The sequence below is a fragment of the Nocardia sp. NPDC049190 genome (genome assembly GCF_040648115.1).
GTDB lineage: Bacteria > Actinomycetota > Actinomycetes > Mycobacteriales > Mycobacteriaceae > Nocardia.
Genome location: NZ_JBEZDE010000017.1, coordinates 35,605 through 60,021, shown reverse-complemented (window position 1 = coordinate 60,021; position 24,417 = coordinate 35,605). Strand labels below are relative to the sequence as shown.

19 protein-coding genes and 1 pseudogene are annotated in these 24,417 nt (G+C 65.1%); 12 read left to right on the top strand and 8 right to left on the bottom strand.

What is annotated here, in order from left to right; all coding sequences use genetic code 11:
* Positions 1-621 precede the first annotated feature (621 nt).
* The 4 genes from AB0B25_RS16935 to AB0B25_RS16920 all read left to right on the top strand — a co-directional run bounded on the left by AB0B25_RS16935 (position 622) and on the right by AB0B25_RS16920 (position 8,931).
* The gene (locus AB0B25_RS16935; protein WP_357179822.1) at positions 622-1,041 is read left to right on the top strand and encodes a YbaB/EbfC family nucleoid-associated protein; all 420 of its coding nucleotides are present in this window, start codon (positions 622-624) and stop codon (positions 1,039-1,041) included.
* A 98-nt stretch (positions 1,042-1,139) separates the two neighbouring features.
* Complete coding sequence (locus AB0B25_RS16930) at positions 1,140-2,807, top strand: hypothetical protein (RefSeq protein ID WP_357179819.1); 1,668 nt, start codon at positions 1,140-1,142, stop codon at positions 2,805-2,807.
* Positions 2,804-8,386: an MFS transporter gene (locus AB0B25_RS16925; protein ID WP_357179817.1), complete on the top strand. Its 5,583-nt coding sequence runs from the start codon at positions 2,804-2,806 to the stop codon at positions 8,384-8,386. The genes AB0B25_RS16930 and AB0B25_RS16925 overlap by 4 nt, the downstream gene beginning before the upstream one ends.
* A 125-nt stretch (positions 8,387-8,511) precedes the next feature.
* A complete protein-coding gene (locus AB0B25_RS16920; RefSeq protein ID WP_357179814.1) occupies positions 8,512-8,931 on the top strand; it encodes a hypothetical protein in 420 nt (139 codons plus the stop codon).
* A 21-nt stretch (positions 8,932-8,952) separates the two neighbouring features.
* Here AB0B25_RS16920 and AB0B25_RS16915 read toward each other — a convergent pair whose 3' ends face one another.
* The gene (locus AB0B25_RS16915) at positions 8,953-10,050 is read right to left on the bottom strand and encodes a CaiB/BaiF CoA-transferase family protein (protein WP_357179812.1); all 1,098 of its coding nucleotides are present in this window, start codon (positions 10,048-10,050) and stop codon (positions 8,953-8,955) included.
* A gap of 404 nt (positions 10,051-10,454) precedes the next feature.
* On the opposite strand from AB0B25_RS16915, the gene AB0B25_RS16910 reads away from it, so the two are divergent.
* Positions 10,455-12,806 (top strand): arylsulfatase, encoded by a 2,352-nt coding sequence (locus tag AB0B25_RS16910; protein WP_357179810.1) that lies wholly within the window; start codon positions 10,455-10,457, stop codon positions 12,804-12,806.
* A 136-nt stretch (positions 12,807-12,942) separates the two neighbouring features.
* On the opposite strand, the gene AB0B25_RS16905 is transcribed toward AB0B25_RS16910, so the two are convergent.
* Entirely contained in the window at positions 12,943-13,326 is a 384-nt protein-coding gene (locus AB0B25_RS16905) for a DoxX family protein (protein ID WP_357179807.1), read from the bottom strand.
* 208 nt (positions 13,327-13,534) lie between these two features.
* Between AB0B25_RS16905 and AB0B25_RS16900 the strand changes: the two genes are divergently transcribed.
* The 3 genes from AB0B25_RS16900 to AB0B25_RS16890 all read left to right on the top strand — a co-directional run bounded on the left by AB0B25_RS16900 (position 13,535) and on the right by AB0B25_RS16890 (position 15,067).
* Positions 13,535-14,386 (top strand): methyltransferase domain-containing protein, encoded by an 852-nt coding sequence (locus AB0B25_RS16900; protein ID WP_357179804.1) that lies wholly within the window; start codon positions 13,535-13,537, stop codon positions 14,384-14,386.
* Complete coding sequence (locus AB0B25_RS16895) at positions 14,377-14,595, top strand: hypothetical protein (protein ID WP_357179802.1); 219 nt, start codon at positions 14,377-14,379, stop codon at positions 14,593-14,595. The genes AB0B25_RS16900 and AB0B25_RS16895 overlap by 10 nt, the downstream gene beginning before the upstream one ends.
* A gap of 160 nt (positions 14,596-14,755) precedes the next feature.
* Entirely contained in the window at positions 14,756-15,067 is a 312-nt protein-coding gene (locus tag AB0B25_RS16890; RefSeq protein ID WP_357179799.1) for a hypothetical protein, read from the top strand.
* 84 nt (positions 15,068-15,151) lie between these two features.
* Here AB0B25_RS16890 and AB0B25_RS16885 read toward each other — a convergent pair whose 3' ends face one another.
* Together AB0B25_RS16885 and AB0B25_RS16880 are read right to left on the bottom strand one after the other, a co-directional pair.
* A complete protein-coding gene (locus tag AB0B25_RS16885; protein ID WP_357179797.1) occupies positions 15,152-15,952 on the bottom strand; it encodes a hypothetical protein in 801 nt (266 codons plus the stop codon).
* 897 nt (positions 15,953-16,849) lie between these two features.
* Positions 16,850-17,256: pseudogene (locus tag AB0B25_RS16880) on the bottom strand (IS1380 family transposase); the annotation flags it as partial.
* 403 nt (positions 17,257-17,659) lie between these two features.
* On the opposite strand from AB0B25_RS16880, the gene AB0B25_RS16875 reads away from it, so the two are divergent.
* A complete protein-coding gene (locus AB0B25_RS16875; protein WP_357179794.1) occupies positions 17,660-18,310 on the top strand; it encodes a TetR/AcrR family transcriptional regulator in 651 nt (216 codons plus the stop codon).
* Positions 18,311-18,512: 202 nt separating this feature from the next.
* Here the strand turns inward: AB0B25_RS16875 and AB0B25_RS16870 are convergent, their stop codons facing one another.
* Together AB0B25_RS16870 and AB0B25_RS16865 are read right to left on the bottom strand one after the other, a co-directional pair.
* On the bottom strand, positions 18,513-19,379 hold the full coding sequence (locus tag AB0B25_RS16870; protein ID WP_357179791.1) for a class I SAM-dependent methyltransferase: 867 nt from the start codon (positions 19,377-19,379) through the stop codon (positions 18,513-18,515).
* Positions 19,380-19,535: 156 nt separating this feature from the next.
* Entirely contained in the window at positions 19,536-20,318 is a 783-nt protein-coding gene (locus AB0B25_RS16865; protein ID WP_357179787.1) for an SDR family oxidoreductase, read from the bottom strand.
* Between the two features lie 54 nt (positions 20,319-20,372).
* Between AB0B25_RS16865 and AB0B25_RS16860 the strand changes: the two genes are divergently transcribed.
* From AB0B25_RS16860 to AB0B25_RS16850, 3 genes are all read left to right on the top strand, one after another.
* Positions 20,373-20,762 carry a metalloregulator ArsR/SmtB family transcription factor gene (locus AB0B25_RS16860; RefSeq protein WP_357179785.1) on the top strand — a complete coding sequence of 130 codons (390 nt, stop codon included), beginning with the start codon at positions 20,373-20,375 and terminating at the stop codon, positions 20,760-20,762.
* Between the two features lie 378 nt (positions 20,763-21,140).
* On the top strand, positions 21,141-21,638 hold the full coding sequence (locus AB0B25_RS16855; protein ID WP_357179782.1) for a DUF456 domain-containing protein: 498 nt from the start codon (positions 21,141-21,143) through the stop codon (positions 21,636-21,638).
* Between the two features lie 226 nt (positions 21,639-21,864).
* Complete coding sequence (locus tag AB0B25_RS16850) at positions 21,865-22,605, top strand: SDR family oxidoreductase (protein ID WP_357179779.1); 741 nt, start codon at positions 21,865-21,867, stop codon at positions 22,603-22,605.
* A gap of 39 nt (positions 22,606-22,644) precedes the next feature.
* Here the strand turns inward: AB0B25_RS16850 and AB0B25_RS16845 are convergent, their stop codons facing one another.
* Together AB0B25_RS16845 and AB0B25_RS16840 are read right to left on the bottom strand one after the other, a co-directional pair.
* A complete protein-coding gene (locus AB0B25_RS16845) occupies positions 22,645-23,055 on the bottom strand; it encodes a carboxymuconolactone decarboxylase family protein (RefSeq protein ID WP_357179776.1) in 411 nt (136 codons plus the stop codon).
* 415 nt (positions 23,056-23,470) lie between these two features.
* Positions 23,471-24,346, bottom strand: a complete 876-nt coding sequence (locus AB0B25_RS16840; protein ID WP_357179773.1) for an amidohydrolase family protein — start codon at positions 24,344-24,346, stop codon at positions 23,471-23,473.
* Positions 24,347-24,417 lie beyond the last annotated feature (71 nt).

Below are 24,417 nucleotides of genomic sequence, written 5' to 3'. Positions count from 1 at the left end.
CGTGCGCGGGCGGCGTGCACAGGGCTGCACGGCGCCGAGGCCTCCAGCAAGCGAGGCGGTCAAGCAGTGGACCGGACGGGTGTCCGACGAAACCAGCTGCGCGCAGAACCGCCTGCGCGCCGACAGTATGTCAGGAAGACCACCGCACTGTCGAACCGGTTGGTATGTTCCAACTTTGAACTATCGGATTCGATCCTATTGATCTGGGGATAATCTGGGTCGCGCGAACCGCGGCGGCCAGTCCATCTCGAGCGATCCCGGCATCTCCTGTACACAGATTCGACGCGCTCTGAACCGCGTACGGCCCACCCGGCGTCCTGCCATGTTCGCCGCCGTGCCACACGCACCCGACGCGATTCAGCAGACCCGTCTGTCTGCCGGTGGCGCTCGCAACGCGCACCGACACAGGACGCGGTGTACGAGCGTGGTGCACTGATGACGCTTTTCTCTGGGGGTTGTCCAGATCGGATGACCGACTATGTCCTTGATCTACGCGCGGTCGCGGTCGCGCTGTTGTTCTGCTAATGGTGGAGGCGCAGCGCTGGCAGCGCCGTCGGCGCACGGGTGCGCAGGTTCGCCGCGCGACGAGGCATGGCGGTCGGAATCGGGAAAGGTATACCGATGGATCACTGGGAGCGAGAAGAATTGCACTCGGCCACCTTCGGAATGCGCAAGCAGGTCGACCAGATGCTCGATGTACTCGCCGAGCAGCGTGTGCGACTGGGCGAGATCCAGCAGCAGCTGGTTACGGCGCATTACACCGCGTCCTCGTCGGATGGCCTGGTGGAAGTGACCGTCGACTCTGCCGGCGTGCCCACCGAGGTGCGGTTCGCCAGGGGTGCACTGCGCAGCACTGTCGATCAGCTGGGCCGGTCCACCACCGAAGCGGCGCGGGAGGCGGCGCGGCGTGCCCAAGAACAGGTGCGGCAGCTCGTCACCCCCATCGCCGCCGCAGCCGACGTATTGCCGGACTTGCCGGATCTCATGCCTGGCGCACCCAGTCTGCGCGAGTTGCGGGACGGTCAGCGTAACTCTGAATAGTTTGGTTCCCACTCGTGGCGGGTTGGGTCGATGAGAGTGGGGCAGAATAGGGGGCAATCACTGCACTCGGTTCTGTGGGCCGATGAAGGGTTGCCTGAGTGAGTCAGTCGCTGAATATCGACGCGGATCTGGTGCGCGCGTTGATTTCTGAGCTGTCGGCCGCTGCGGGGCAGGCGCAGTTGCATCTGAACGAGCTGAAGGATGCGCTCGCCGGGGAGGGGGAGCCGTGGGGTGATGATGAGCCCGGGCGGAGTATCGGCGAAGCGTATGTGCCGCAGGCGGAGAAGACGCTGGAGGGTTACCAGAATCTGGTCGACAATCTGCGGGACCTGAGCAAGGGCGTCGCCGATGTCGCCGCGGGGTTCGATCAGCGGGATCGGGACAGCGGTGCGATGATCGACCGTCTCGGGCGCGACGGTTTCGGCCCGGATATCGCGTCCCCCTCGTGGTATTCGCCGCAGTCCCTGGATACGCCACCTACCGCTTATTCAAGCGATTTCGCGCCGATCGTCGAGGGCTCCAACGGAGTCCAGCGACCGGCTCCTGATTGGTCGACGCTGTCCGGTGACGACCCGTCGGCAGGCACGGCAGTGCCGAGCGCCGGAGATGGCTCGGTCGGTGATCCCGCGTCGACCGGGCCGCAGCCGGCGAACGCTGAACCGTGTGTGCCGCAGGACAGCCGCGACGCCACCGTTGGCGGTGCGCCGGGGGCTTTGGGCCGACCGGCTCCGCAACCTGCTGCGAGTCCGAGGCTTCGGCCACCGTGGAGCGTACGGCCATCCGGCCCCGGTGTGTCCCCCGCTCGGGCTGCTACCACCGCGGAAGGAAAACAGGCCGGTACACCCTGGTCGCGTGGTGGTCCCGGCGGGCCTACGCCGCCGCCGGGTGCCGCACATTCGCCGTGGTCGCCACCTCGTCCGGGTAGCCGCCCGCCGGGGCGGGTTTTCGGGCCGGAGCAGGCCGGGCCGGGTGCGGCGCCGGCGCAACCCAACCCATCGAAGCGAAACAGTAAGTCCCGCACCAAGAAAGCCGTTACCGTGGAGCAGGACGCGGTTGCTACGCCGACGGACGCCCAGGCGTTGGAAGCGGCGGCAGTCATGGCCGAGCGCCACGGCATTCAGCTCGTCGGGTTCGACACCTCGGGCATCGCAGTGGCGACGGTGGCTGAGATAGCGGCGGCGCTGGATGACATTCTGGGCAAGTATCCGTTTATCGAGGTCGGTGGTATCGAGATCGGCGAACTCGGTGGTGGGCGGATTTCACGGGTCAGGTGGGATCGGGTCGGTGCCGAGCCGGAACAGGATCGCGGCGATCGGCCGTGGCTGTTGCTGGATCGAATACTCGTCGCGAATCCGGCGCGGTTGGGTGTGCACGCGCGTGCGGCCATACGATCCGGCGAGTTGGCACCCGGATCCGCTGAGCGCTTGATGTATTCGGTTGTCGTCGGTGACCTCGGGCGAATCCTGGAGAATATGGCGGGTCCGCACCCGCGCCGGTCGGCGCAGCGGGCACTGATCACCGAGTATCACCGGATCAGCGGTAGCTGGGCCGGCCGCGACACCCTGGCTCGGGTGGTCGCAGGCTACCGGCGCTGGCGAAATCAGTTGGGTGGCGGCAGCATCACCGATGGCCGGTTCCAGCCGCGCGCGGCGTTGGTCGCCGCGTTCACCGAAGTCGAGGTGCGTGGGCCGGTGGCGTGCGGGCCGGCGAAGGTACTGCATCTGTTGGTGGTGGAGGGTGCGCGTGGGCGGTCGGGATCGTTGTGAGTGGCACGGTTTTGCCGGGGGTTCCGGAGGAGATCACCCGGTGGATCATCGGTCACGCCCCGGTCGGCAACCCCGCTGCCATGCGCGGTATCGCGGATGCTCTGGTGCGGTCGGCCGACCAGCTCACCAGCACCTTGCGCCGGCTGGAGGAAACTGTCGAGCGTGATGCGGCCTCGGCGATCGAGGGTGCGACGGGCACGGCGATGCGTGATGCGTTGGGGCAGCGGATCGACCATGGTTATGCCCAGGTCGAGGCGTTGCGGGCATTGGCGAAGCTGATGCACGAGGCCGCGAACGCTATCGAACTCGAGCAGTACACCGTCCGCGCGATCGGTATCGCCCTGTTGCTGACCATCGCCTGCAGTGTCGGCACCCAGACGGTGACCGCCCGCCTCGACGCCGACATCGCTGCCAATCAGGCGCGTCGCCGCACCCTGACCTGGTTGCTGCAACGCGCCACCACATTCCGGGAAGCCTTCCCGATGCTGGCGCCGGCGGTGAGTGGTGTGTTGATGGGCTCGATATCCATGGGTGGTGCGACCGCGGCCGCGCAATACGCCCAAATCCTGCACGGGGACCGAAAACCCGGGCGGGTCACCGAGATGGATTGGGGCAAGGTCTGTGTCGCCGCGGCAGCCGGTGGGGTCGGTGGCGCTACCGGGGGAATACTCGCACCGAAACTGATGCCATGGCTGCACCGCCTCACCACCACCGCCGGTCTGCCGATGCCCACAGCGCTGGCCGTGCTGTCGACCGGAGCCATCAGTGGCGCGGCAGGCGGCCTGACCGGAGGACTGACCGCGCTCACACTCACCGACAGCGACATCAACGGCCGCAACCTCGCCGAAATGGCATTGATGGGCATCGGTGGCGGTGTCGTCGGTGGGCTCGGTGCCGCGGTGCACGCCGCACGCGGTGCGTCGGTGACACATACTCCGACAACCGGTGAGCCGGCACCGCGCCCGTCCGCCGAGGCCGTCGCCCCATTGGGCGGGTCCGGCCACGCGACAGGTGATTCCGGCCGTCCTGGAAGCGCGTCCGCCTCGCCCGGCGATGGTGGGTCCGGCCTCGCGGCAGGTGATTCGGGTCGTTCTCGAAGTGAGTCCGCCCCACCGGGCGAGGCTGGGCCCGCACCCGGTAGTGGTGACGGGCACACACCCAAACCTGAGCTTTCTCCCGAAATGACCCAGCTCGGAAGGGAGATCGCCGGCGAAGTCGCCCGCAATCCACGGCTCGACGACTACGCACCGGACGCACGCGCGGGCGCGCTGCGGTTCGCCGCCGAACACGCCGCCGACGCACCGGCCGGGCTCGGCAGATTCCGAGAGATCAGTCTGTCTCGATGGCAGCAACTCGCCGACGCCGAAGCCCACCAGATGCTCGCCGGACTACACGGCGGCACCAACACCCCACCCGGAACAACCCCACCACCGATCACCCCACCACCCCCAGGCCCAACACCATCGGCACCCGGGCACGGACCCGGCTGGCCCGCCTGGAACAAGGTCTTCGAACAATTCCGCACCGGTGCCCTCGGAACCGACTCACCCGTACCGACCACCGCAACACCAGGACTGGCCGGCACTACTGCCATGCCGCCACCCGCGGCCTCGAGCGGCAACAACGAGCCCGCCGCCGCGCAGATGGCGCTGGCCGGAAACGTCATCCACCTCGGCGCCGTTGCCGGTGTCGAGGCCGGACCCGCGGCAGGACCCGCCCTGCTACCCGGACCCACGATGCACGCCGAGGCCCCACCAGCAGGTACGGGGTCTCCCGAAACGCACGTCGCCGCCGCGCGGGACCTCGGGCGCAGCGGCAGCGGATCCGTCGTCACGGCACACCCGGCCGCCGCACACGGAGACTCGCCTCCACCAGCCGGCCCCGGCCCACGAGGACCTGCCCGAGGCGGCGGGCTGGGTGAACTACCTCCTCACAACGACACCCCGTTTCTCCTCGATCTCGGGTTCTTCGACAATTCCCTGCCGCCAAGCCCCGAAACGCCCGGTGCGCGATCGTCCTTGACATCACCCCGGCGCGATACACCCGCAACACCAGCAGCCACCAACCCGACACCCGCAGCGAACACGACACCACACCTCGCATCAGACACCAAAGGACAACCGGTCCAGGCAGTATCAGCGCCCAACCCACACAGCGCGCCACCAGCCACAACTGCCCAGAAACCGGCAACCGGAGCCGATCTTGCCCGGACCAACGCGCCGCACGGCGACGACGGCGACCACGGCGCCCGGAGAAGTGACAATGGCGCGGCCCGGCGACATGACACCAGCACGCCACGAAACGACAACGCTGCGCCACGAAACCCCCTCGTTACCAACACCTCTCACGACAATGCCAACGCACCACCAGTGCCGTCACCATCGCCGCAATCACATTCCGGTACGGCACCGGCCAACCCGCCTACCTCATCCGCGGGCGACGCCACCCCGATATCGGCTACAGGTGTGTCTGCTGCCGCCGCGGTTCCCGCAGTGGTTGCCATGGCTGCGGCAAACGATCCCGTTCCGCAGGAAGGCGCGCCGGAGACGAGCGACCCGCCAAATGGGGTCGATTTCGCTGCTGGGCACTCGAGCGCGGCAGTCCGCGTACCGCAAACAAGCTCGCCCGGACCGGGTTCTGTCCCGGACGCGCCACATGCGAATACCGAACCGAATAGTCCTGCACCGTCGGAGGATGCGCTCAACGCTTCGATACCTCCGATGTCGGTCACCGGCGCGACCACTCCTGCCGTCCAGGCGACCGCGGCCGACCTGCCTGTCGCCGGCGGATTGTCCGGCGGTGACGACGAACTCCCGAAACGCCCCGACGAGTTCCCTGCTCCGTTGCCTCCCGACGCGTCACCACGTCATTCCGCGGTTTTTCCCGCCATCCCTCCGGGGCCGGATTATCCGGCCAACAACGACCACCCTGCGGAATGGCAGTACCCAAGCGGCAGCGGGTACTACCTGTTTCCCGGCGCACCGAAAATTCAGGAAGGCCCGCCTCCCAACGTCATACCTGTGATCCAACGGCATGAAGATGCTGTGATACCGGCACAGCGCGACGCCAGGCCGGCGACCTACGTCCCGCCGAACCTTGCCGACCCTCTCGCCTCTCGCGACCACGATGACCACGACGAGGAAACCCGGCAGACACCGATACCGGACGTGTCCCCCCTGCCACGCCACGGCGCCGAAACCGGAACCCACCTGCCCGCGATCGACGATCTGCCGGAAGAGGCCCCCGAGCGTCTGCGCTACGCCACCCACCCGGACAGAGAAACCCTTGGGGCACCGGAAAACTCGCCACTGCCGCCCCGGCTCGACCCTGACGACCTTGCCTACATCGTCGAACAGGGCGGCGTTCCCTGGAGCGGCGCGGTGCCCGGCACCCGACTGGCGCCGCAACAACCGCGGACGCCGATAGAGCAGCCACTGCCGATACCGATGATGCAAATGGGGGGCGACGACAAGGATCGCCGCTTCCCACGTCGTCGCGGGAGAAAGTCGTCCGAGTCGGCCACACCGCCTCCGTCGGAATCGCCCTCGTCGGCACCACGGCCGATCGATCCGCCGACGGTGCAACAGAGCAGCCCACCCTCTGCACCACCCATCGGTGAACAGGTCGTGGTGCCGACAGCAGGCGAAGATACCGGCGTGCCGGGTGCGCAGATCCAAGGTCCGTCCGGCAACGAAACCCCCGAAAACCCGGATGAACCCGCAGCACCCGCCACAATCTCCGCCCGAGAGCTGGTCGTCGCCAACCCGACATTTGTGAAATACGTGGCGGGCCAGACCGTCAATTCGGCGGGCTCCGCCGGCGTGGCGGTGGCTCTGCCACTGGTGATGTTCGATATGACGGGGTCACCGCTGGCCGCTGGTCTGTCGACCTCCGCACTGTTCATCCCGAAGCTTTTCGAACTGCCCGCCGGTTACATCGCCGACTTCTTCGATCGGCGTCGAACGATGCTCATCTCGCAAGCGGTCGGTCTGGGTGCCGCGGCTACGGCCACCGGCATGATCCTGTTCGACATGCCGAATCTCGCCCTCGGACTGACTACGGCAACGCTGATCGAAGCCACCGCAGCCACCGTTCATTTGCGCATCTTTCAAACAGCGGTCCGAGATTTCCTCGCCGACGGAGAGAGGGAACGAGGAAACCGATTGGCGAACGTCAGCGGCTCTCTCGGCAATATCAGCGGTCAATTATTCGGTCCCATGCTGCTCGGCGTCGGGAACTCGATGCCATTCGCTGCTAATGCCCTGTCCTACGGGAGTTTTTTCGCGATTCTGCGTAAAATGCGGGATTCCTTTCCGGCACGGGCGCCCAAGGCTCCGGAGAGCTTTCTGCGCGCAATCGGGGAAGGGGCGCGAGCATTGTGGCAGGAAAACTTTCTCCGCGACTATACCGCGATTACCGTAGTCAACAACGCGGCCTGGGCAATCCTTCAAGTCCGCACTGCCTTCGTACTGCACGAGGCCGGATCGCCGGGCTGGGTCATCGGCGCGGTGTCCTCGGCAAGCGGGGTCGGCGCGATATCGAGCCTTTTCCTGCCGGGCTGGATCGATAAGGTCAAGATCGCCGCCTTGTATCCGGCGGTCCTCGCCGGCACAGCCGGCTTCTACACGCTTCAGGCGCTGACCGATAACCCTGCCTTGATCGCATCCGGCGCATTGGGGGGTTCGTTCATAATCCAGACAATGAATAATCGGATCTCCACCTACCAAATGCAAGTCTTTCACGGCGATCTCATGGGGAGAGCGACGAGTGTGAAAAGTCTGTTTCAGGGTCTCGGCCCCGCCGCCGGAGGACTGGTGGGCGGCGCGGTGGTGGGAGCATATGGCGGCGACGCTGCCGCCATGACGGCAGCCACCCTCACCGTAGCCACTGCCACCGGCTACGGCCTTCTCACTGTCGCGAGACGAGGCCGGGGCTTGTTCGGACGTTTGTGGCGCTCGACCGAGGCCGAGCCCGCCCAGTCGATCTCCGCGGAAACGGCAGGTGACGGCGCTACCGCGCACCTGGAGTCGGAAACACCCGCTGCCGAACCCGCCGCAGTCATCGAGAACACCGCGATCCAACTTTCTCGCGTGCTCCGAGTACTCGGTGATGTCAGTTCACCCGAACCCGACTACACCGACCCTCGATGGGATTCCGACAAGAACTGGAAAGCCGTCGAAGCGAGTATCGGAGCCCAACTCCGGCCGATCAAGACCCGCGACGGCATACTCACCTACATCGCTCAGACTGTTCGCGACAAAGATGACGGCGTCGACACCGTCGTCCTCATCGTTGACGACGGTGCCGACGCCTACGGCCATATATTCACCAATGTCAAAGGCGAAGTTCTGGTTTTCGACACCCTCATCGACAACCCCGACAACGACGTCCCCCGCGCACGCAGCTACTACGGCGATGAAAATGGTGCGGATACCTGGCAACCCAACTATGACGATGTCAAGAAGACCTTCGCCGCGTTCTATACATATGACAATGGCACGCTCACCCCATTGCACCAACCACGCGCCAGATATCGGCATATCCGGCACCCGCGCAAGATGCGAGGACACCCCGACTGATCAGGTCCGCCCAGGCAGCCCGGAACCACCGAAGTCGGCCAGCAGCGGCATCCGATGAAGGGGTCATTCGCTTCGGTAGCGCCGCAGAACGAGCAGATCGGGACGACATCACCACCCCGGAAGAGTTGCTCGGGCCAGCCGGCGGGGAGTCGAATCCCACGGAGTACGAGCGGGGCGCTATCGCGACCTCGCAGAACGACATCGACGTCAAGTATGGCGAAGAGGGACGCTACCGCGAACGCGGCAGTCAGAATTTCCTGTACACCGTGGCCGAGCAGCTGTCCATGATGTGGGGTCGGGTGGCCGGGCCAGGCGAACTCCGACTTACCAGCTCCGAACTCGCCGATCGAACAGCTGGACACGCTGATGACGCCCACCCGACCGACACCGACACCGCTGGGCGCGACCCCGGTCAACCCCGATCGGCCCACGCGCCCGACGATGACGCGCCGAACACGGCGACACCATGGAGTGGTCGATCCCACGCCGCGCATCCCGATTCAACCGACATCCCGCCTGACGACGAGTCGCCAGAGCCACAGTAGGCCCTGGTGACGACGCGTCGCTCAGTCGGCCCAGACCGTATCGATGGGGGTGGCCACGGTCGGCGGCGGGGTGGGAATGCCGTTGGGGGTGCGCGAGAACCGCGGTGCCGGGGCGTGCTGGGTGATGCCGTCCAGGGGCAGCAGCGAGCCGCGTGCCGCGATGTGCTCGTTCGCCGTCGCCTCCTCGAAGGTGAGCACGGGTGAGACGCACGCATCGGTGCCGGCGAAGATCGCGGTCCACTCATCCCTTGTCTTGACTCGGAAGCGTTCGGCGAAAAGCTTTTTCAGCGTCTCTTGGCCCGCCGGGTCGAGCTGGAAAGGTAGGCCTTCGGGATCGATGCCGAGTCCGGCCAATAATTGCGCGTAGAACTGTGGCTCGATCGCGCCGACCGCCATGTACTTGCCATCGGCGGTTTCATAGGTGTCGTAGAACGACATTCCGGTGTCGAGCAAGTTCACGCCGCGCTCATCAGACCAGGCGCCGAGCCCGCGCATGCCCCAGATCATCTGTGAAAGGGCAAGGGTGCCATCGACCATGGCCGCGTCGATCACCTGGCCTTTGCCGGAGGTCTGCCGCTCGACCAGCGCGGCGAGAATGCCGAACACCAGGAACATCGAGCCACCGCCGAAGTCGCCGACCATATTCAGCGGCGGCACCGGGCGCTCACCTTTGCGTCCGATCGCGTGCAGCACGCCGGTGAGGGAGATGTAGTTGATGTCGTGCCCGGCGCGGTCGGCCAGTGGGCCGTGCTGACCCCACCCGGTCATCCGGCCGTAGACCAGGCGTGGGTTGCGGGCGAGGGCCTCGTCCGGGCCGAGACCCATCCGCTCGGTGACGCCGGGCCGAAAGCCTTCGATCAGCACGTCCGCCTTCTCGATCAGGGCGAGCACCTTCTCGATATCGGCCGGGTTCTTGAGGTCGGCCTCCACGATGGTCCGTCCGCGCAGCTGTGCCCGGTCGATTCCGCCGGGCAGTTGGCCCGCGCGCTGCACCCGCACCACGTCGGCGCCAAGATCGGCGAGCAGCATCGCGGCGTGCGGGCCAGGGCCGATACCGGCAAGCTCGAGGACTTTGATGCCCGCGAGCGGGCCCTGTGCGGCGGTGGATGGAGTGCTCACGCCTACCTCGGTTCGTCGTTGATCCGGCGCACCGGAACCCGATGCATCCCTTCGGGCCGACCCGGAAGGGTGTATTGACAGTACGACAATAACTCTGTCCGCTCTGCGGGAACGCCGCCGCGCGGTGCGGGATCGCTGCGCCGGAGTCCCAACTATGACGGGCGCAGGCATCGGTTGTTCCTCTGGTGGCCACCTAACTCTTCGTCTAGCATTTTTTGTGCTGTCGTAGTGGCGACTCATGAAGAGACCTCGCCATGGCATTCTGTCGAGCTTTCCGGAATTTCAGCCGCGCGAATGAGTGATCAGTCCGATCGGGTGCGGCTGGCAACAAGGCGATTTTCACCTCGAGAGCCAATGCGCCGACCGTGCGCCGCAGCCGGTCAGCCGAATGGAGGACCGAGCAGATGGCACCGAAGGAATACCGGCCGGGAACTACGTTTCCCGGAATCATCGGGCGCACAACTGATGTGTCGAGTCCGGCTTGGCCGCAGCCGGTGCGTGCCGTGTCGGGGGCGCCGAATGTGCTGTTCATCGTGCTCGACGACACGGGGTTCGGACAATTCGGGTGTTACGGCAGTCCCATGGCCACGCCGAACATCGACGCCCTTGCCGAGGGTGGGCTGTTGTACAACAACATGCACACCACGGCGCTGTGTTCGCCCTCGCGCTCGTGCATCATGACCGGACGTAATCACCATGCCAACGCGATGGCGGGCATCACCGAGATCGCCACGGGATTTCCGGGCTACAACGGCAACATTCCATTCGAGAACGGTTTTCTCTCCGAGATGTTGCTGCAGCATGGATACAACACCTACATGGTCGGTAAGTGGCACCTGGTGCCCTCGGAACAGGAATCGGCCGCGGGCCCCTACGATCGTTGGCCGCTCGGCCGTGGATTCGAGCGGTTCTACGGCTTTCTCGGCGGCGACACCAGCCAGTGGTACCCGGATCTGGTGTACGACAATCACCAGGTCGAACCGCCCGCTTCCCCGGAGGATGGCTACCACCTGACCGCCGACCTGGTCGACAAGGCCATCTCCTTCATCGCCAGCGCCAAGCAAGTCGCTCCGGACAAGCCGTTCTTCCTGAACTTCTGCACCGGGGCGACGCACGCTCCGCACCACGTGCCGAAGGAGTGGGCGGATGTCTACCGGGGCCGGTTCGATGATGGCTGGGACGCCTACCGCGAGTACACCTTCAACCGGCAAAAGCAGCGGGGTGTCGTGCCGCCCGACGCGGAACTGTCCCGCCACGACCCGGATGTGCCGGACTGGGATTCGCTGTCACCGGATGCGCGTCGCCTCGCCGCGCGGATGATGGAGGTTTACGCCGGGTTCGTCTCGCACACCGACTACCACATCGGGCGGTTGCTGGATTTCCTGAAGGATATCGGCGAATTCGACGACACGCTGATCATGGTCGTCTCCGACAACGGCGCCAGCCCTGAGGGCGGAGTCACCGGGACCACGAATGAGTTGCAGTTCTTCAACAACGCCCCGGAACCGATCGAGGACAGCCTCCGCGCGATCGACGAACTCGGCAGCCCGAGTACGTTCAACCACTATCCGTGGGGCTGGACCTGGGCGGGTAACACGCCCTTCCGGCGGTGGAAACGCGAGACCTACCGGGGCGGCGTCAGCGATCCGTTTCTGGTTCACTGGCCGAGCGGCATCGGGGCGCGCGGTGAGGTCCGCACCCAGTACGCACATCTTGTCGACATGGTCCCCACCGTTCTCGATGTGCTCGGAATCGAGCCCATGTCCACCATCAAGGGCGTACCCCAGTCGCCCCTTCACGGCGTCAGCTTCGCTCACACCTTCGACAATCCGGCCGCGCCGACTCTGCATCACACGCAGTATTTCGAGATGCTCGGTCACCGCGCGATCGACCACGACGGGTGGCGGGCCGTGTGTCCCTGGCCGGGTTCCTCCTTCGCCGAAGCGGACAAGCCGTTCGGCACCCCCATCACCGCCGAGGACCTGGGTGAACTCGATGCCCACCACTGGGAGCTCTATCACATCGACGAGGACTTCGCCGAGAACCACGATGTCGCCGCCGAGCACCCGGACAAACTCATCGAGATGATCTCCTTGTGGTATGTGGAGGCCGGCAAGTACAACGTGCTGCCCATCGACAGCAGCACGCTGCAACGGCTGATCGTGGAGCGCCCCCAGATCACACCGGCGCAGACCAGCTACACGCTGCGCGCCGGCACCGAGACGCTGCCGGCGGCTGTCGCACCCCGGGTGCTCAACCGGCCGCACAGCATCACCGCCGACGTGGAGCTCCCGCCGGGCGGCGCCGAGGGGGTCTTGCTCTCCCAGGGCACCAACGCGGGCGGCTGGTCCTTCTATGTCAAGGACGGCCGATTGCACTACGCCCACAACTACGTTCGGCGCGCCCTGTACCGCGTGTCTTGCACGGACACCGTCCCCGAGGGCCGCCATGAGCTGCGCTTCGAATTCGAACCCACCGATATGCCCGACATCGCCCACGGCAAAGGCACACCGGGTCGCGCCCAGCTCTACATCGACCGCCGCCTGGTCGCCCAGAGCGAGATACCGGTCACCACGCCCGTCGCTTTCAATCCCGGCGGCATGACCTGCGGCGCCAACCCGGGCTCCGCGGTGGTGCCCGACTATGCGCCACCGTTCCGGTTCACCGGCACACTGCACTCCGTCACCGTCGATCTCTCCGGGGACCTGATTACCGACGTAGACAGTGAGATCCGCATGCATATGGCGCGACAGTAAGGCATCGACTCGGCGGTCGGCGTCCTGCTGTCCCGTGCGGCTTGGCGGACCCGGCTGGGAGCGGTTGCCTGGTGTGGCAACCGTTTTCGGTGGCGCGGGTGGCTTGGCGTCAGCAGTCGGGCTGCCGGCCACTCCGTCAGCCGAGGAAGGATTCGGGGCCGAATCGACCCCAGGCGACGAACACCGCCAACGTGAGATAGGTCAGATTCAGCGCCACCGTCATGCGTTCGCCTTGGCGGAGGTGGGCGATCATCGCGCCGACCATCAGAACGATCCAGCAGATGGCAGTCACCGGCACGAGTACCGGTGCGATGTCGGTGACGGCGGGCGCAATCAGACCGAATGCGGCCAGGATCTCCAGGACCCCAAGGGTTTTGACGAGACCAACACTGGCGTGCTCGGTCCACGCCCCACCTGGGGCCTGCGCCAGTTTCTCTTTGGGCACAAATGTCTTGGTGATACCACCGATCAGGGCGACGGTGGCCAACAGTGCGGCGCAGACCCACAGGGCGAGGTTCATGACACTTCTCCTTATCAGCGATTCGCACACCAGACGCCGAAACCGCGATCGGTGTGACAGCGCGGGTTTGTGACGCGCGGCATAGCGAAGCGCGACCAGGGTTGCCGTGATCTGCCGTGTTCGGTCCTCGCATTGACCATCGCCGGGCGCGATGCCATTATGATCATGCGTTCATGAACGCATGATCATAATAACCGAGGAGGTTTCGATGGCCGAGATCGTCAATACCGCGCAGGCGGAGGCGTGGAATGGGTACGAAGGTGCGCACTGGGCCGATCACGCCGACCGGTATGACGCGGTGAACGGCGGGTTCAACGAGGTCCTGCTGGCGGCCGCGGGGATCGGCGACGGCGACCGGGTCCTCGATATCGGCTGTGGCAACGGCCAGTTGACCCGGCTTGCCGCCGTGCGGGCCGCTTCCGGGTCGGCGACCGGCGTCGATCTGTCGGGTCCGATGCTCGCCAGCGCGCTCGCCAGCGCGCAGGCCGAGGGCATCGCGAATGTGTCGTTCCAGCAAGGCGACGCACAGGTGTACCCGTTCCTGGCGGGCGAATTCGACGTGGCGATGAGTCGATTCGGGATCATGTTCTTCGCCGACCCGGTCGCGGCCTTCCGTAACGTCGCTCGTGCCCTGCGGCCTGCCGGTCGGCTCGTGTTCGCGGCCATGACCTCAGCGGTCGGAACGGATCTCGGCACCGTATTCGGCGCTCTCGCACCATATCTCCCGTACGCAGGGCCGACGGACGGACATGGTCCTACCTCGTTTTCCGACCCCGATCACGTCCGTTCGGTGCTGTCGGACGCGGGTTTCACCGACATCGCTTATACGAGGATCGAGGCCGACGGAATCTGGGGGCGTGACACCGCAGATGCGGCCGATTTCATTGCGGGTTGGGGGCCGATCCGCCATCAGTTGAGCCAAGTGGATCCAGCGGTCGAGGTCGATATCCGCGGCGCGCTGCTCGACGCACTGCGCCCGTTCCACAGCTCTGGTGGCGTTCGGCTGCGTGGCACCGCCTGGTTGGTCACGGGGAAAACACCGCTACGGGGGTGTCGGTAAGACTGCTGTCACCGAGTACGCGCGATTGCTCTGGCCCAGGTCAGAAGATCACCCTTGCCCCGCCCGAGTGGGCCGGCGGCCTCACCGACGCCGACCGGCGCGGGATCACCCCGATCTTCCACACCACCATGACCCTCTATGGCGAGATCCAGCTGCGAACCGACCGACGCCTGGACCTGGCCGGACTCGCGGCATCCGGCGGGAGCTGAGGGGCTCTGCTGCGCAATTCGCCGCCAGCCTCACAAGGGCCGCCACGATCGAGCGGTTTGGGTACTTCCCCAAGCTGACCGATGTGCCGGAGCCGGTGGTCGCGCATGTGCGCACGGTGCTCGCGATGGCGGAAGCGGTGGCGACCGGTCATGACTCGAAGTGGACGTTGTGGCGGCATCGGAGTTCTCGTGGACCCGGCTGGAAGTGGTGCACGAGACGGTGCAGGCGGTGGCGGAGGCAGTGGTCCGGGCGGAGGTGAACACTGGCTTCTGCGCTGTGTCCGCGTCCATGCACGCGGTGTCCGCCTTGCTTCCGCAAGTCATCTCGAATTCGATCGGAGACGGGTTTCCAAGTGGCGTTCTTCACGGCATAGCGTTTGCCGATGCCGTGCACAACGGTTCTGTTGTCCGAAAGGAGGTCGGTATTATCGCCTTCTTCGACCAGTCTTTCGCTGTCACTCCATCATCGTAGTGCAGGAGGGGCTCGATTTGATGTGCCCCCGTTTCGTCCTCGTTCGGAACATCCCGTTCAACTGTTTTCGTATCTCGGCGTGATCTAGCGTGAATTATTCACGAATGCGATACAAATTACCGAGCTGTCGTGGTCTGGGCTTCCGGCAAAGAGTTTGTCACTGCTACTTTGATAGATGAGCATCGGCCTCTCGGGATCGTGGAGTTCTCGGTGGTTCGCGTGCCACCAGCTTGTGGTATTTTCGTCATATACTGCGTAATCGAAGTTGGTGTATCCCGGTTTTGCTCGATCAACATCTCCCCGCATGTCTACCTGGCCAGTGGTCGGATCTGGTGCAAACAGTGTGGGATCAGGGGTTTCCGCACCATGGCCTGCGCGAATGTTCGCTATGCTCGCAGTGGTAGGCGCGGATTGACCCGACCAGAACTGTTTAGAGAAGATGACCGCTTTCCATTCTGACGGGCTCCCGGGGGGCAGGTACCGATCCACGCCCTGTAGTCGGGCGAGGTCGGGATCCGCTTTCACCTTGTTTATAAATTCGCTGACGTCGGCGGGTTTGGTCGCGAAAATGGCATTGAAATTGTCCGCATAAGTCGAAACCCTGGCGAATGCTCGCCGATTGCCTTCAATTTTCGCCGCCTCCCTGGTTTCTGTCATTTCCCTTTTATATTCTTCGGACAACGTGGACCAGACTTTCTTCGCGTCATCCTGGGCCTTCGCCAGTATTTTTTGATGGCGGTCGATGAGGTCGAGTTGCCGTCTTGATATGTCAGGGTTTTCTTTCCATGCCGTTCCGTAGTTCTTCCGTAGGGAGTTCTCCAGTTTGTCGAGTTTTTCTCGGAAATGTTTTACCTTGGCGTTGGCTATTTCGCCGGGCGCCAGCACTTCCTCCGCCTTCGTGATAGCGTTGTGTGACCGTATGTCACCGAATGCAAGGTTCATCGGTGGTGGTCGATCGAGTCTTCCGAGTCTTAGTGCGATAACTCCGATACACCCGTTGTCGAGGGCGTCCCGTTCCCGAAAAATCATATCTCGCCCTTTTTGCGCTTCCCACATTGCAATGTATTCGGACTTCGTATACGTGCGTCGAGTTCCGTGTATACCGTTCGAGCCGGTCGTGTGTCGTGGATCGAGCGGGGATGACTGTCTCGACGTACCCGACTCGAAATTCGTTCTGTCGAGCTCAGGTTTACTGTGCCGGTCGTTACCGACTGTCCGATCGGGCGTTTCCATGGGAGAGCGTTGCGTCGAGGCAGTGTCGTCGGTCAAGGCATGTTTCAGCCGCCCGACGTTCGACCTGTCGGCATTGGCGTACACCAGACTCGTGTTCCGAAGCCCCCTCGCGCCTATGTCGCCCCGATAGGTGTCAGCGAGAAACCCTACCAATCGATCGGATGCATGCAGGAGGGCTTGCACCAATCCCGTCCCCAGCAACAGCCCTCACGCCTCTGCGGTATGGCAGCGGCGTTGTCTTTGCCACCTCGCGGGAACGGAGAGGAGCACTCGCCGCGAATGTCGCGATACTTCGCCGCCTATGCATGAAGTTGCTCGGTTGCCGAATCGCAGGCCGCACCAGGTACGTGTCCCCGGCAGTTGCGGCATATTTCAGATATTACTGAACCTCACTCCACCGATGTGGTTTCGGGCTGGTTCGCGCGTCAGCGGGCGCGCGGATCAGCGTGTTTCGGGTGTGAGGTAGCCGCTGGTCTGCCCAGCTTTTCCACGGAGTTCTCGGTTCGGGCCGTGTCGGGCCGGTGGGTCAGGCGGTGGCTGGTTGTGGAGTGTGTAGCCGATCGTGGTGTCCCACAACATGCGCCATGCCTGCGGCCAGGGCCAGTGGCTGGGTAAGTGCGGGACGGGCCGGTGTTGAGGCCGGGCCAGGTGGACCGCGACGATGACCAGTTTTGCGGGGCAGAGTGGCGGTGCGGGCCTTGCTGTATGCGTTGCCGGCGAGAATGCCGGTGGGCACGCAGCAGGTTGTGGGCGATCGCGGCGCAGAGCGCCCAGGCGCAGTTCGCGCCGAATTTCCCGGACGGGATGTGAGCCAGCGGCCCGGCGATGAGATCGGCGAACACGGTCTCGATCACCGCGTGGCGGCGGTGGGTGATGTCCCCGTCAGCGGTGGCTTCGGTGGAGTTGCTGAAGAGCTGGTGATACCGCCAGACCGGGAACAATAGAAGAAAGACCGCACCAGTTGGCTCGGCACCCACACGCCGGCACTGTTCCTCAACCGCCATGGCGGCCGGCTCACCGCCCGCGCGATCGACCACCTCCTCGACGAACTCGCACACGAGGCCGACCTGGTGGCGAGGCGGGACGACCGTTCGCCTCCGCACACACCCTGCGGCACACCTTCGGCACCACCTGCTGCGCTCCGGCGTCGACGTCGTCGTGGTCGCCCAGATGATGGGCCACCGCTGCCTGGATACCCACCCGGCTGTTACACCCTGCCCAACCACATCGACCTCCGAGACCGCGGTCGCCAGACTCCCCACGGGCCAGTAAGCACAACCCACCCCTGCTCAGTTCGGCCAACGCGAATCGCGTGTACTCAGTGACAGCAGTCTTGTCGACATCCGTACGGTAGGCCGCATGTCACCGAGAAAGGCAGCAGTCCTGCGCGATCGCGATGATGAACGCGACCTGCGTGGGCATCTGATCGCGACCGCGGAGCAGATGATGGCCGAGCAGGGCTCCACCGGTCTCACCGTCCGCGCGATCGCGCGGACGGCCGGTGTCGCCGACGGGGTGCTCTACAACCACTTCGCCGACAAGGAAGAACTGCTGGCCGCCGCGCTGCGTGCGCATGTCGACCGGGTACAGCGCGAACTCGGCCCGCTTCCGGACGCGGGCGTCGGCGAGATCGAGACAAACCTGCGCAACTACCTCAGCCGAGGTCTCGAGCTGCACCGGGCGATCTTGCCCGTCTTCGCCGGGCTGTTGACACACCCCACGGTGCTGGCCCGATTCGCCGAATCCAATCAGGGAGAACGGGATTGGCGGGATCGACTCGGTAACTACCTGCACGCTGAACGCGACCGGGGTCGTCTCGCGCCGGACGCGCAGGTCGATGCCGCGGTCGCGATGTTGGCCGGCGTTTGCCACGACCATGTTCTGTCGGCGTTGTTGACGGGGCAGCCGGCCGCGACAGCGCCATCGGTCGACTCGGTGGTCGCTGCCGTGCTCGACGGAATCGGCGCTGGCGCGGTCACTGGGTCCGGTCGGAACCCGCCGACGCATTGATGGCCGCGACCGAGAAACCGATTGCCGCTTCGACGGCTACAACTACTCCGGCATCCACCTCGAGGCCCCCGGTGAGTGGTTCGACAAGCACCTGAAATGACTCTGTCAACTGGGTAGGTGCAGGGGCATCCGCGCCGTGATGCGCCGTGTGCACCGCAACAGTTCGGCCGCCCGATCGATCGGGCGGCCGGCTGAGTTCGTGCTACTGGATCCGGGTCGCGCGCAACACGTGCGGGCCGAAAGCGCCATCGGCGAATTCGGGTTCCGGACTGCCCAGATATCCGTCGACCAACGTGCGCGCGGATCGGTCGTCCACTCGATCGAAGCCGATCTCCCGGAGCACCTGCGCGAATTCCGCCGCGGTGAAGAACGACAGCCACGGCTCGCCGATCGAGGCGACGCGGCCGGCCCTGGCCTGCCGCTGTGCCGCTTGCTCGGGTGCTGCGGCGGACTCCGGATAGAGATAGTCGAGGACCAGCTGGACCGGAGTCGCCTGGCCCGCCACGAATCGCAGGGTGTCGAGAATCGTCTCTCGCGTCAGGTACATCACCACCCCGAGCCAGACGAACGTGCAGGGGCGGCCCCGGTCGAATCCGGCTGCCGTCAAACCGCTTGCGAGCGTTTGACTTTCGAAGTCGACCGGTGCGAAGGTCAGGGACGGGGGAATGTCGATGGCAGCGGCGGCGAGCCGCTGCCGCTTCCACGCCTGGGTATTGGGGTGGTCGACCTCGAAGACCCGCAGCTGCGGATGCGGGTTGCGGTAAGCGAAAGTGTCCAGGCCCGCGCCGAGGATGACCACCTGCCTGGTGCCGGCAGCGACGGCGGCCGCGACAGTCTCCTCGGCGAAACGCGCCCGGGCGGCGAGGAACATCCGCCGTCGTCGTTGTAGCGCGAGGTCCGCGGGTTCGCGCAGCACGCCTCTGGCCAGATCGGGCAGCCGATCGGGACTTACGCCCGTGATGCGGATGGCTAGCGGGTCGGTGAAGATCCGCGGCTCGGCGGCGACCTGGTGATAGGCGCGAGCGTAGGCGGTGGCGAGCGCGGTGCGACTGGGCTGACCGAGTTGCATATCGCCGAACCTACCGCCCCGTGGCATGGAGTCGATCCGCGATATCAGGATGTCGCGATCCGGCCACCTACGGGTCGGTGTCTTTCGCGGCGGGCGAAGTCGAGTTCGTGGCGAACACCACCGGGGATTCGCGGTGGCCGGCTGTCAGCGTGTGGCTCAGGTGAGTTCGAGCCCGCCGTCGATGGTGACGACCTGGCCGGTGAGCCAGGTGGTGCCCGGGTCGGCCAGGCGCAGAATCCAGGAGGCGACCTCGTCGGGTTCGCCGCGGCGGCCCAGCGGGATACGACTGCTCTCGTCCTGCTTGATCTGCCGTGCCGTGCTGTCGGCCAGCCCGGCTGCCGACAATGCCTCACTTTCGGTAGGGCCGGGCGCCAGGGCATTGACTCGGATGCCGTCGGAGGCCAGTTCGATGGCCCAGCAGCGGGTGAGATGCTCGAGGGCGGCTTTGGAGGCGGCGTAGTGGCCGGCGCCGGGCAGTGGCCGGTGGCCGTAGGTGCTGGAGATGTTGACGATCGTCCCCCGGGTCTGCCGCAGACGGGACAGGGCGGCATGGGCGACAAGGCTGGGGGCGGTGACATTGAGGTCCCAGAGGGCCGTGATGGACTCGGCGGTGACCTGCTCCAGCGCCATCATCTTGGTGGCCCCGGCATTGTTGACCAGCACGTCTACCCGGCCCCACCGTTCGATGGCCGCGTCGATCAGGGCTTGGGGTGCGCCGGGGGCGCAGATGTCGACGGGGAGCACCGCGATGCTGTCGTACCCGGCGGCAGTGGCCGCCAGGGCCTCCCTGCGCCGCCCAGCGCCCAGTACATGGGCACCGGCGCGCGCGAATGCTCGGGCGGCGGCGCGGCCGATACCCGAGCCTGCGCCGGTCACGATGACGACCTTGCCGGTGAAATCGGCGTCGAGTCGATTGGGCTGGTGGGTGGGTTCGTTCACCACGCTCTCCTTGTTCGATGTTTGTGAAACATCGAACAAGATATCATGGTCGACATGAAGCAGGCGCGCCATCCCCGACCAGGCGAAATGACCCTGATCGAGGTGATGGGGGCGCTCAGCGACCCGATTCGGGTGGGGCTGGTACGGGTGCTGGCGGACGGCCGCGAACGGGGCTGGGGCGAACTGCGGGCACCGGTGGCCAAATCGACGCTCAGTCATCACCTGCGGGTGCTGCGTGATGCGGGCCTCACCACCACCCGGCAGGAGGGAACCCGATGCTTCGTGACGCTGCGGCGCCCTGATCTGGACGGCCGGTTTCCCGGACTGCTGGCGTCGGTGCTGGCCATCGCCGACCGTGACGACGTCGGGGCTCAGGTCGGTGTGGCCGATGACTCGGCCATCCCCACTGGCCGACCCGCGAGGGATCGGGACCGTTCGGCTTAGGAGGCCGCCGCGCGTCATCTCGAATCCATGACAATGGATGTGAAGGTTTCCCGCCGCGCAATGCCCGGTAGGAACCTGCGGCTTCGTGTCCTGTGCGGGAAAGCTGGCAGACGTGGGGATGGCCGAAGTTGCTGGGGGCAACAACATCTGGCTGATCATTCGGTGAAATATCGCTCGGCCGTGTCTTGCCGGGACGCGGTGTGGGTGTAGCCGGCATTTCGACACGCCCACGTTTCGGCCGACCGCATACGAGGGATGTGTTGTGCGGCAGCGTGTCTCGCTTGCGGGTGCGATACCCGACTGCCGCATCCTGTTCGTAGGCTGGCCACCCAACGGATAGGGCTCGCACACGCCGCCCGCTGAAGATAGTCTTCATCAGTGCAAACATCTGCTGGCCAGGGGTGGTACGAACTACTTGTCGGCCTCGTCATCCTGGTCGGCCTGCTCGGGATCATCATCCCCATCCTGCCGGGCGTCATCCTGATCGTCGGGGCTATCGCGGTGTGGGCCTTCCTGACCGGCGGAGTCACCGCATGGACGGTCTTCGCGATCAGCACGGTGTTGCTCGTGATCTCGGGGATCGTCAAATACACCTGGCCGGGGCGGAAGATGAAGGACGCGGGCGTGTCCAACCGCGCGGTCGTCCTCGGCGCGATTCTCGGTATCGTCGGGTTCTTCGTTATTCCGGTGGTCGGGTTGTTCGTCGGTTTTGTTCTCGGCGTGTACCTTTCGGAATTGCAACGTTTGCGTGTCCATCAACAGGCTCGGCAGGCAACGGTTCATGCGTTGAAGGGCGTCGGTCTTTCCATTTTCATCGAACTCTTCGGCGCGTTGCTGGCCACGGGAGTCTGGATCGTCGGCGCCCTTGTGACGTAGCCGCAGACTTCGCGTCCGGATAGCTGGGGTCTGTCTTCGCGACGATTTTGCGCGAGCATCGGACGCGAGTATTAGAGTTGAGGTGCTTCATCGACATGCCTTTGCTTCGCGCCTCCGGTTGGTTCGGATGAATGCCATCCGGCTCCTGCCGACGAAATATCCGAGTCGAGAGTGCGTCTTCGAATAGCCCAGACGTGCCCGATGGCACGTCGTGAAAGGGGAGACCATGAAGCTCGCAGTTATCGGTGGCACTGGAATGATCGGATCGCGGGTGGTCCGGAAACTGACCGAAGCCGGACACGAGGCAGTCCCCGCGGCGCCTTCCACCGGCGTCGACCTGATCACGGGGAAGGGCTTGGACGAAGCGCTGGAGGGCGCCGACGTCGTGATCAACGTGACGAACTCGCCGACCTTCGACGAGGCGTCCCTGGATTTCTTCCGCACCTCCATGAACAACCTGCTGGCCGCGGGGGAGCGCGCTGGTGTCCGCCACCAGGTGATCCTTTCGATCGTCGGCGTGGATCAGGTGCCCCAGCTGGACTATTACCGGGCCAAGACCCTCCAGGAAGACCTGCTTCGGCAGGGGCCGACGCCGTATTCCATCGTGCGCGCTACCCAGTTCTTCGAGTTCGTGGACGCGGTCATGTCCTGGACCGCGGATGACGGCACCGTCCGTCTGCCCGCCACCCGGATACAACCGATCGCCGTCGCGGACATCGTCGACACGATCGTCGAAGTCTCCACCAACCCTCCGCTCAACGGCATCCGGAACATCGCAGGTCCCGACGTCTTTCGTCTCGATGAACTCGGCAAGATCACCCTGGCCGCGCACCATGACGACCGGACCGTCGTCACCGACGACAAGGCGGGCATGTTCAGTGCCGTCACCGGCGACACACTCATCGCGGGACCGGACGCCCACCTGGCGCCAACGCACTACCGGGACTGGATGCGACAGGCGCACTGAACCGGGGCGGCAACCGGTTGAGATCCCCGATTGTGGTCGCTACGTGCTCTCGCCTTCCGCTTTCTCCTCGAAGACCTGCACGGCGATCTGGTAGCCCTCGAAGGCGCGGGCGGCGCCGGCGTACGCCTCGATGTGGATGAATACCTCGACGATCTCCGCCGCGGTGACCCCGTTGTTCAACGCGATGCGCAGCTGTCCGCGCAGCGGTTCGAGTGTGCCCGAGGTCGCCGCGATCGCGACGGACACGAGGGCGCGGGTACGGGTGTCGAGGATGTCGGTTCGCGACCAGGCGTCGCCGAAGGTGTGCACCGTGGCGAGGCGCTTGAAATCCTCCCCGTTCGCGGGCTCACCGATACCGGGCTCGAGGAATTGTTCCAAACGCACGCCGAGCAACTGCTCGGCGGTGTCGAGCGCGGCGGCGTAACTCAGCTCTTCGTTGCTGTTGGCCATAGAGAGATTATCGACCAGCGCGTCGAAGATGGGAGCAGGAATAGCCTGACCACAACCGAATTCGGGATGAAGCAGGTTTGTCGGGGGTAAATGAGGCCGACGGTATTTCTTTCCGCCGTCTGGTATTCGGCGTCAGGTCGGTGAACACTGGGGACAAATGCATCAATGACGTACAGTGTCCATTCAACCGAAGGATGCAAATGTCCTCCAGAACTGTCAAGATCGTTGCAGCGAGCGCCATGACATTGTCTCGTGGTGTCGTTGCCGCTCCCGCAGCTTCGGCCGGCATCATGACATCCGCCCCCGCGTCGAATTCAGCCACTCCGGTCGGTGGATCGGTCGGGTTGTGTTTCGACCTCGGCAGCGCCATCGTCTGCCTGTGAGGCGTTCGACTCAGAGCGTTGCGGCGTGAGCACTACCGTTCGATGGCAGGGAACGGAATCGTGTCTCCCGCTTGGCTTACCGGCAGTTCGTCGCGACGAAGGCGGAGGGTCGGTGGCTCCGGGCGGTAGAGCGGCAGCGTCGGGCTCGGGTCGGTGTGGATGGTGCGTTCACGGACCGGGAGCCGGTAGAACGCTCGGGCGTTGTCCTCGAGTACCGCGTACATGTCGGTGCCCACCACATCGCAGATGAGTTCGACGTCCGAGTCCTGGAACGGTCGGCCCGCGCGGGCGCCGGGGAGATCGGTGCCGAACATCAGCGCCCCGGGGTTCACCGCGTGGATGCGGCGCAGCGTGTCGGCGACGTTCATGCCGAGCCGACCGAAGCCGGTCGCCTTGACCCGTGCCCCGCGATCGACGAGATCGAGCAAGAACGGCAGCCCCTCCTCCGACATACCCAGATGGTCGATCGACAGTGCGGGCAGCTTGGAGATGACCGGTTGCAGCGAGGCGAGCATGGTGCCGTCGATGTAGACCTCGACGTGCCAGCCGACCAATTCATGTGCGCGCAGCGCCTGCAAGGTCATTCCGGTGATGTCCATGGCGGCACGTTTGAGGTTGAACCGCAGTCCGCGCACACCGATGCGGTCCAGCTCGATGATCTCCTCGTCGGTGGCGTCCAGATCGAGGCGAGTGACGCCGACCCAGCCCTCGCCGAGTTCGGAGAGGGCGGCCTTCAGGTAGCTCTGATCGGTGCCCTGGAACGAGCCGCTGACCACGGCGCCGCCGCCGACATCGAAGCGCGCCATGCGCTTCCGATAGTCGGCGATGGTGAACGGGTCGGGCAGGTAGCCCTCGTTCTCGGCCAGCGGGAACCGCGGGTCGAAGATGTGCAGGTGGGCATCGAACACTTGTACAGAATGCCTCAGCGTCGGATTTTCCGCTGCCGCAGCGAGGAGGTCGGCACGGTGGCGGACTGTCG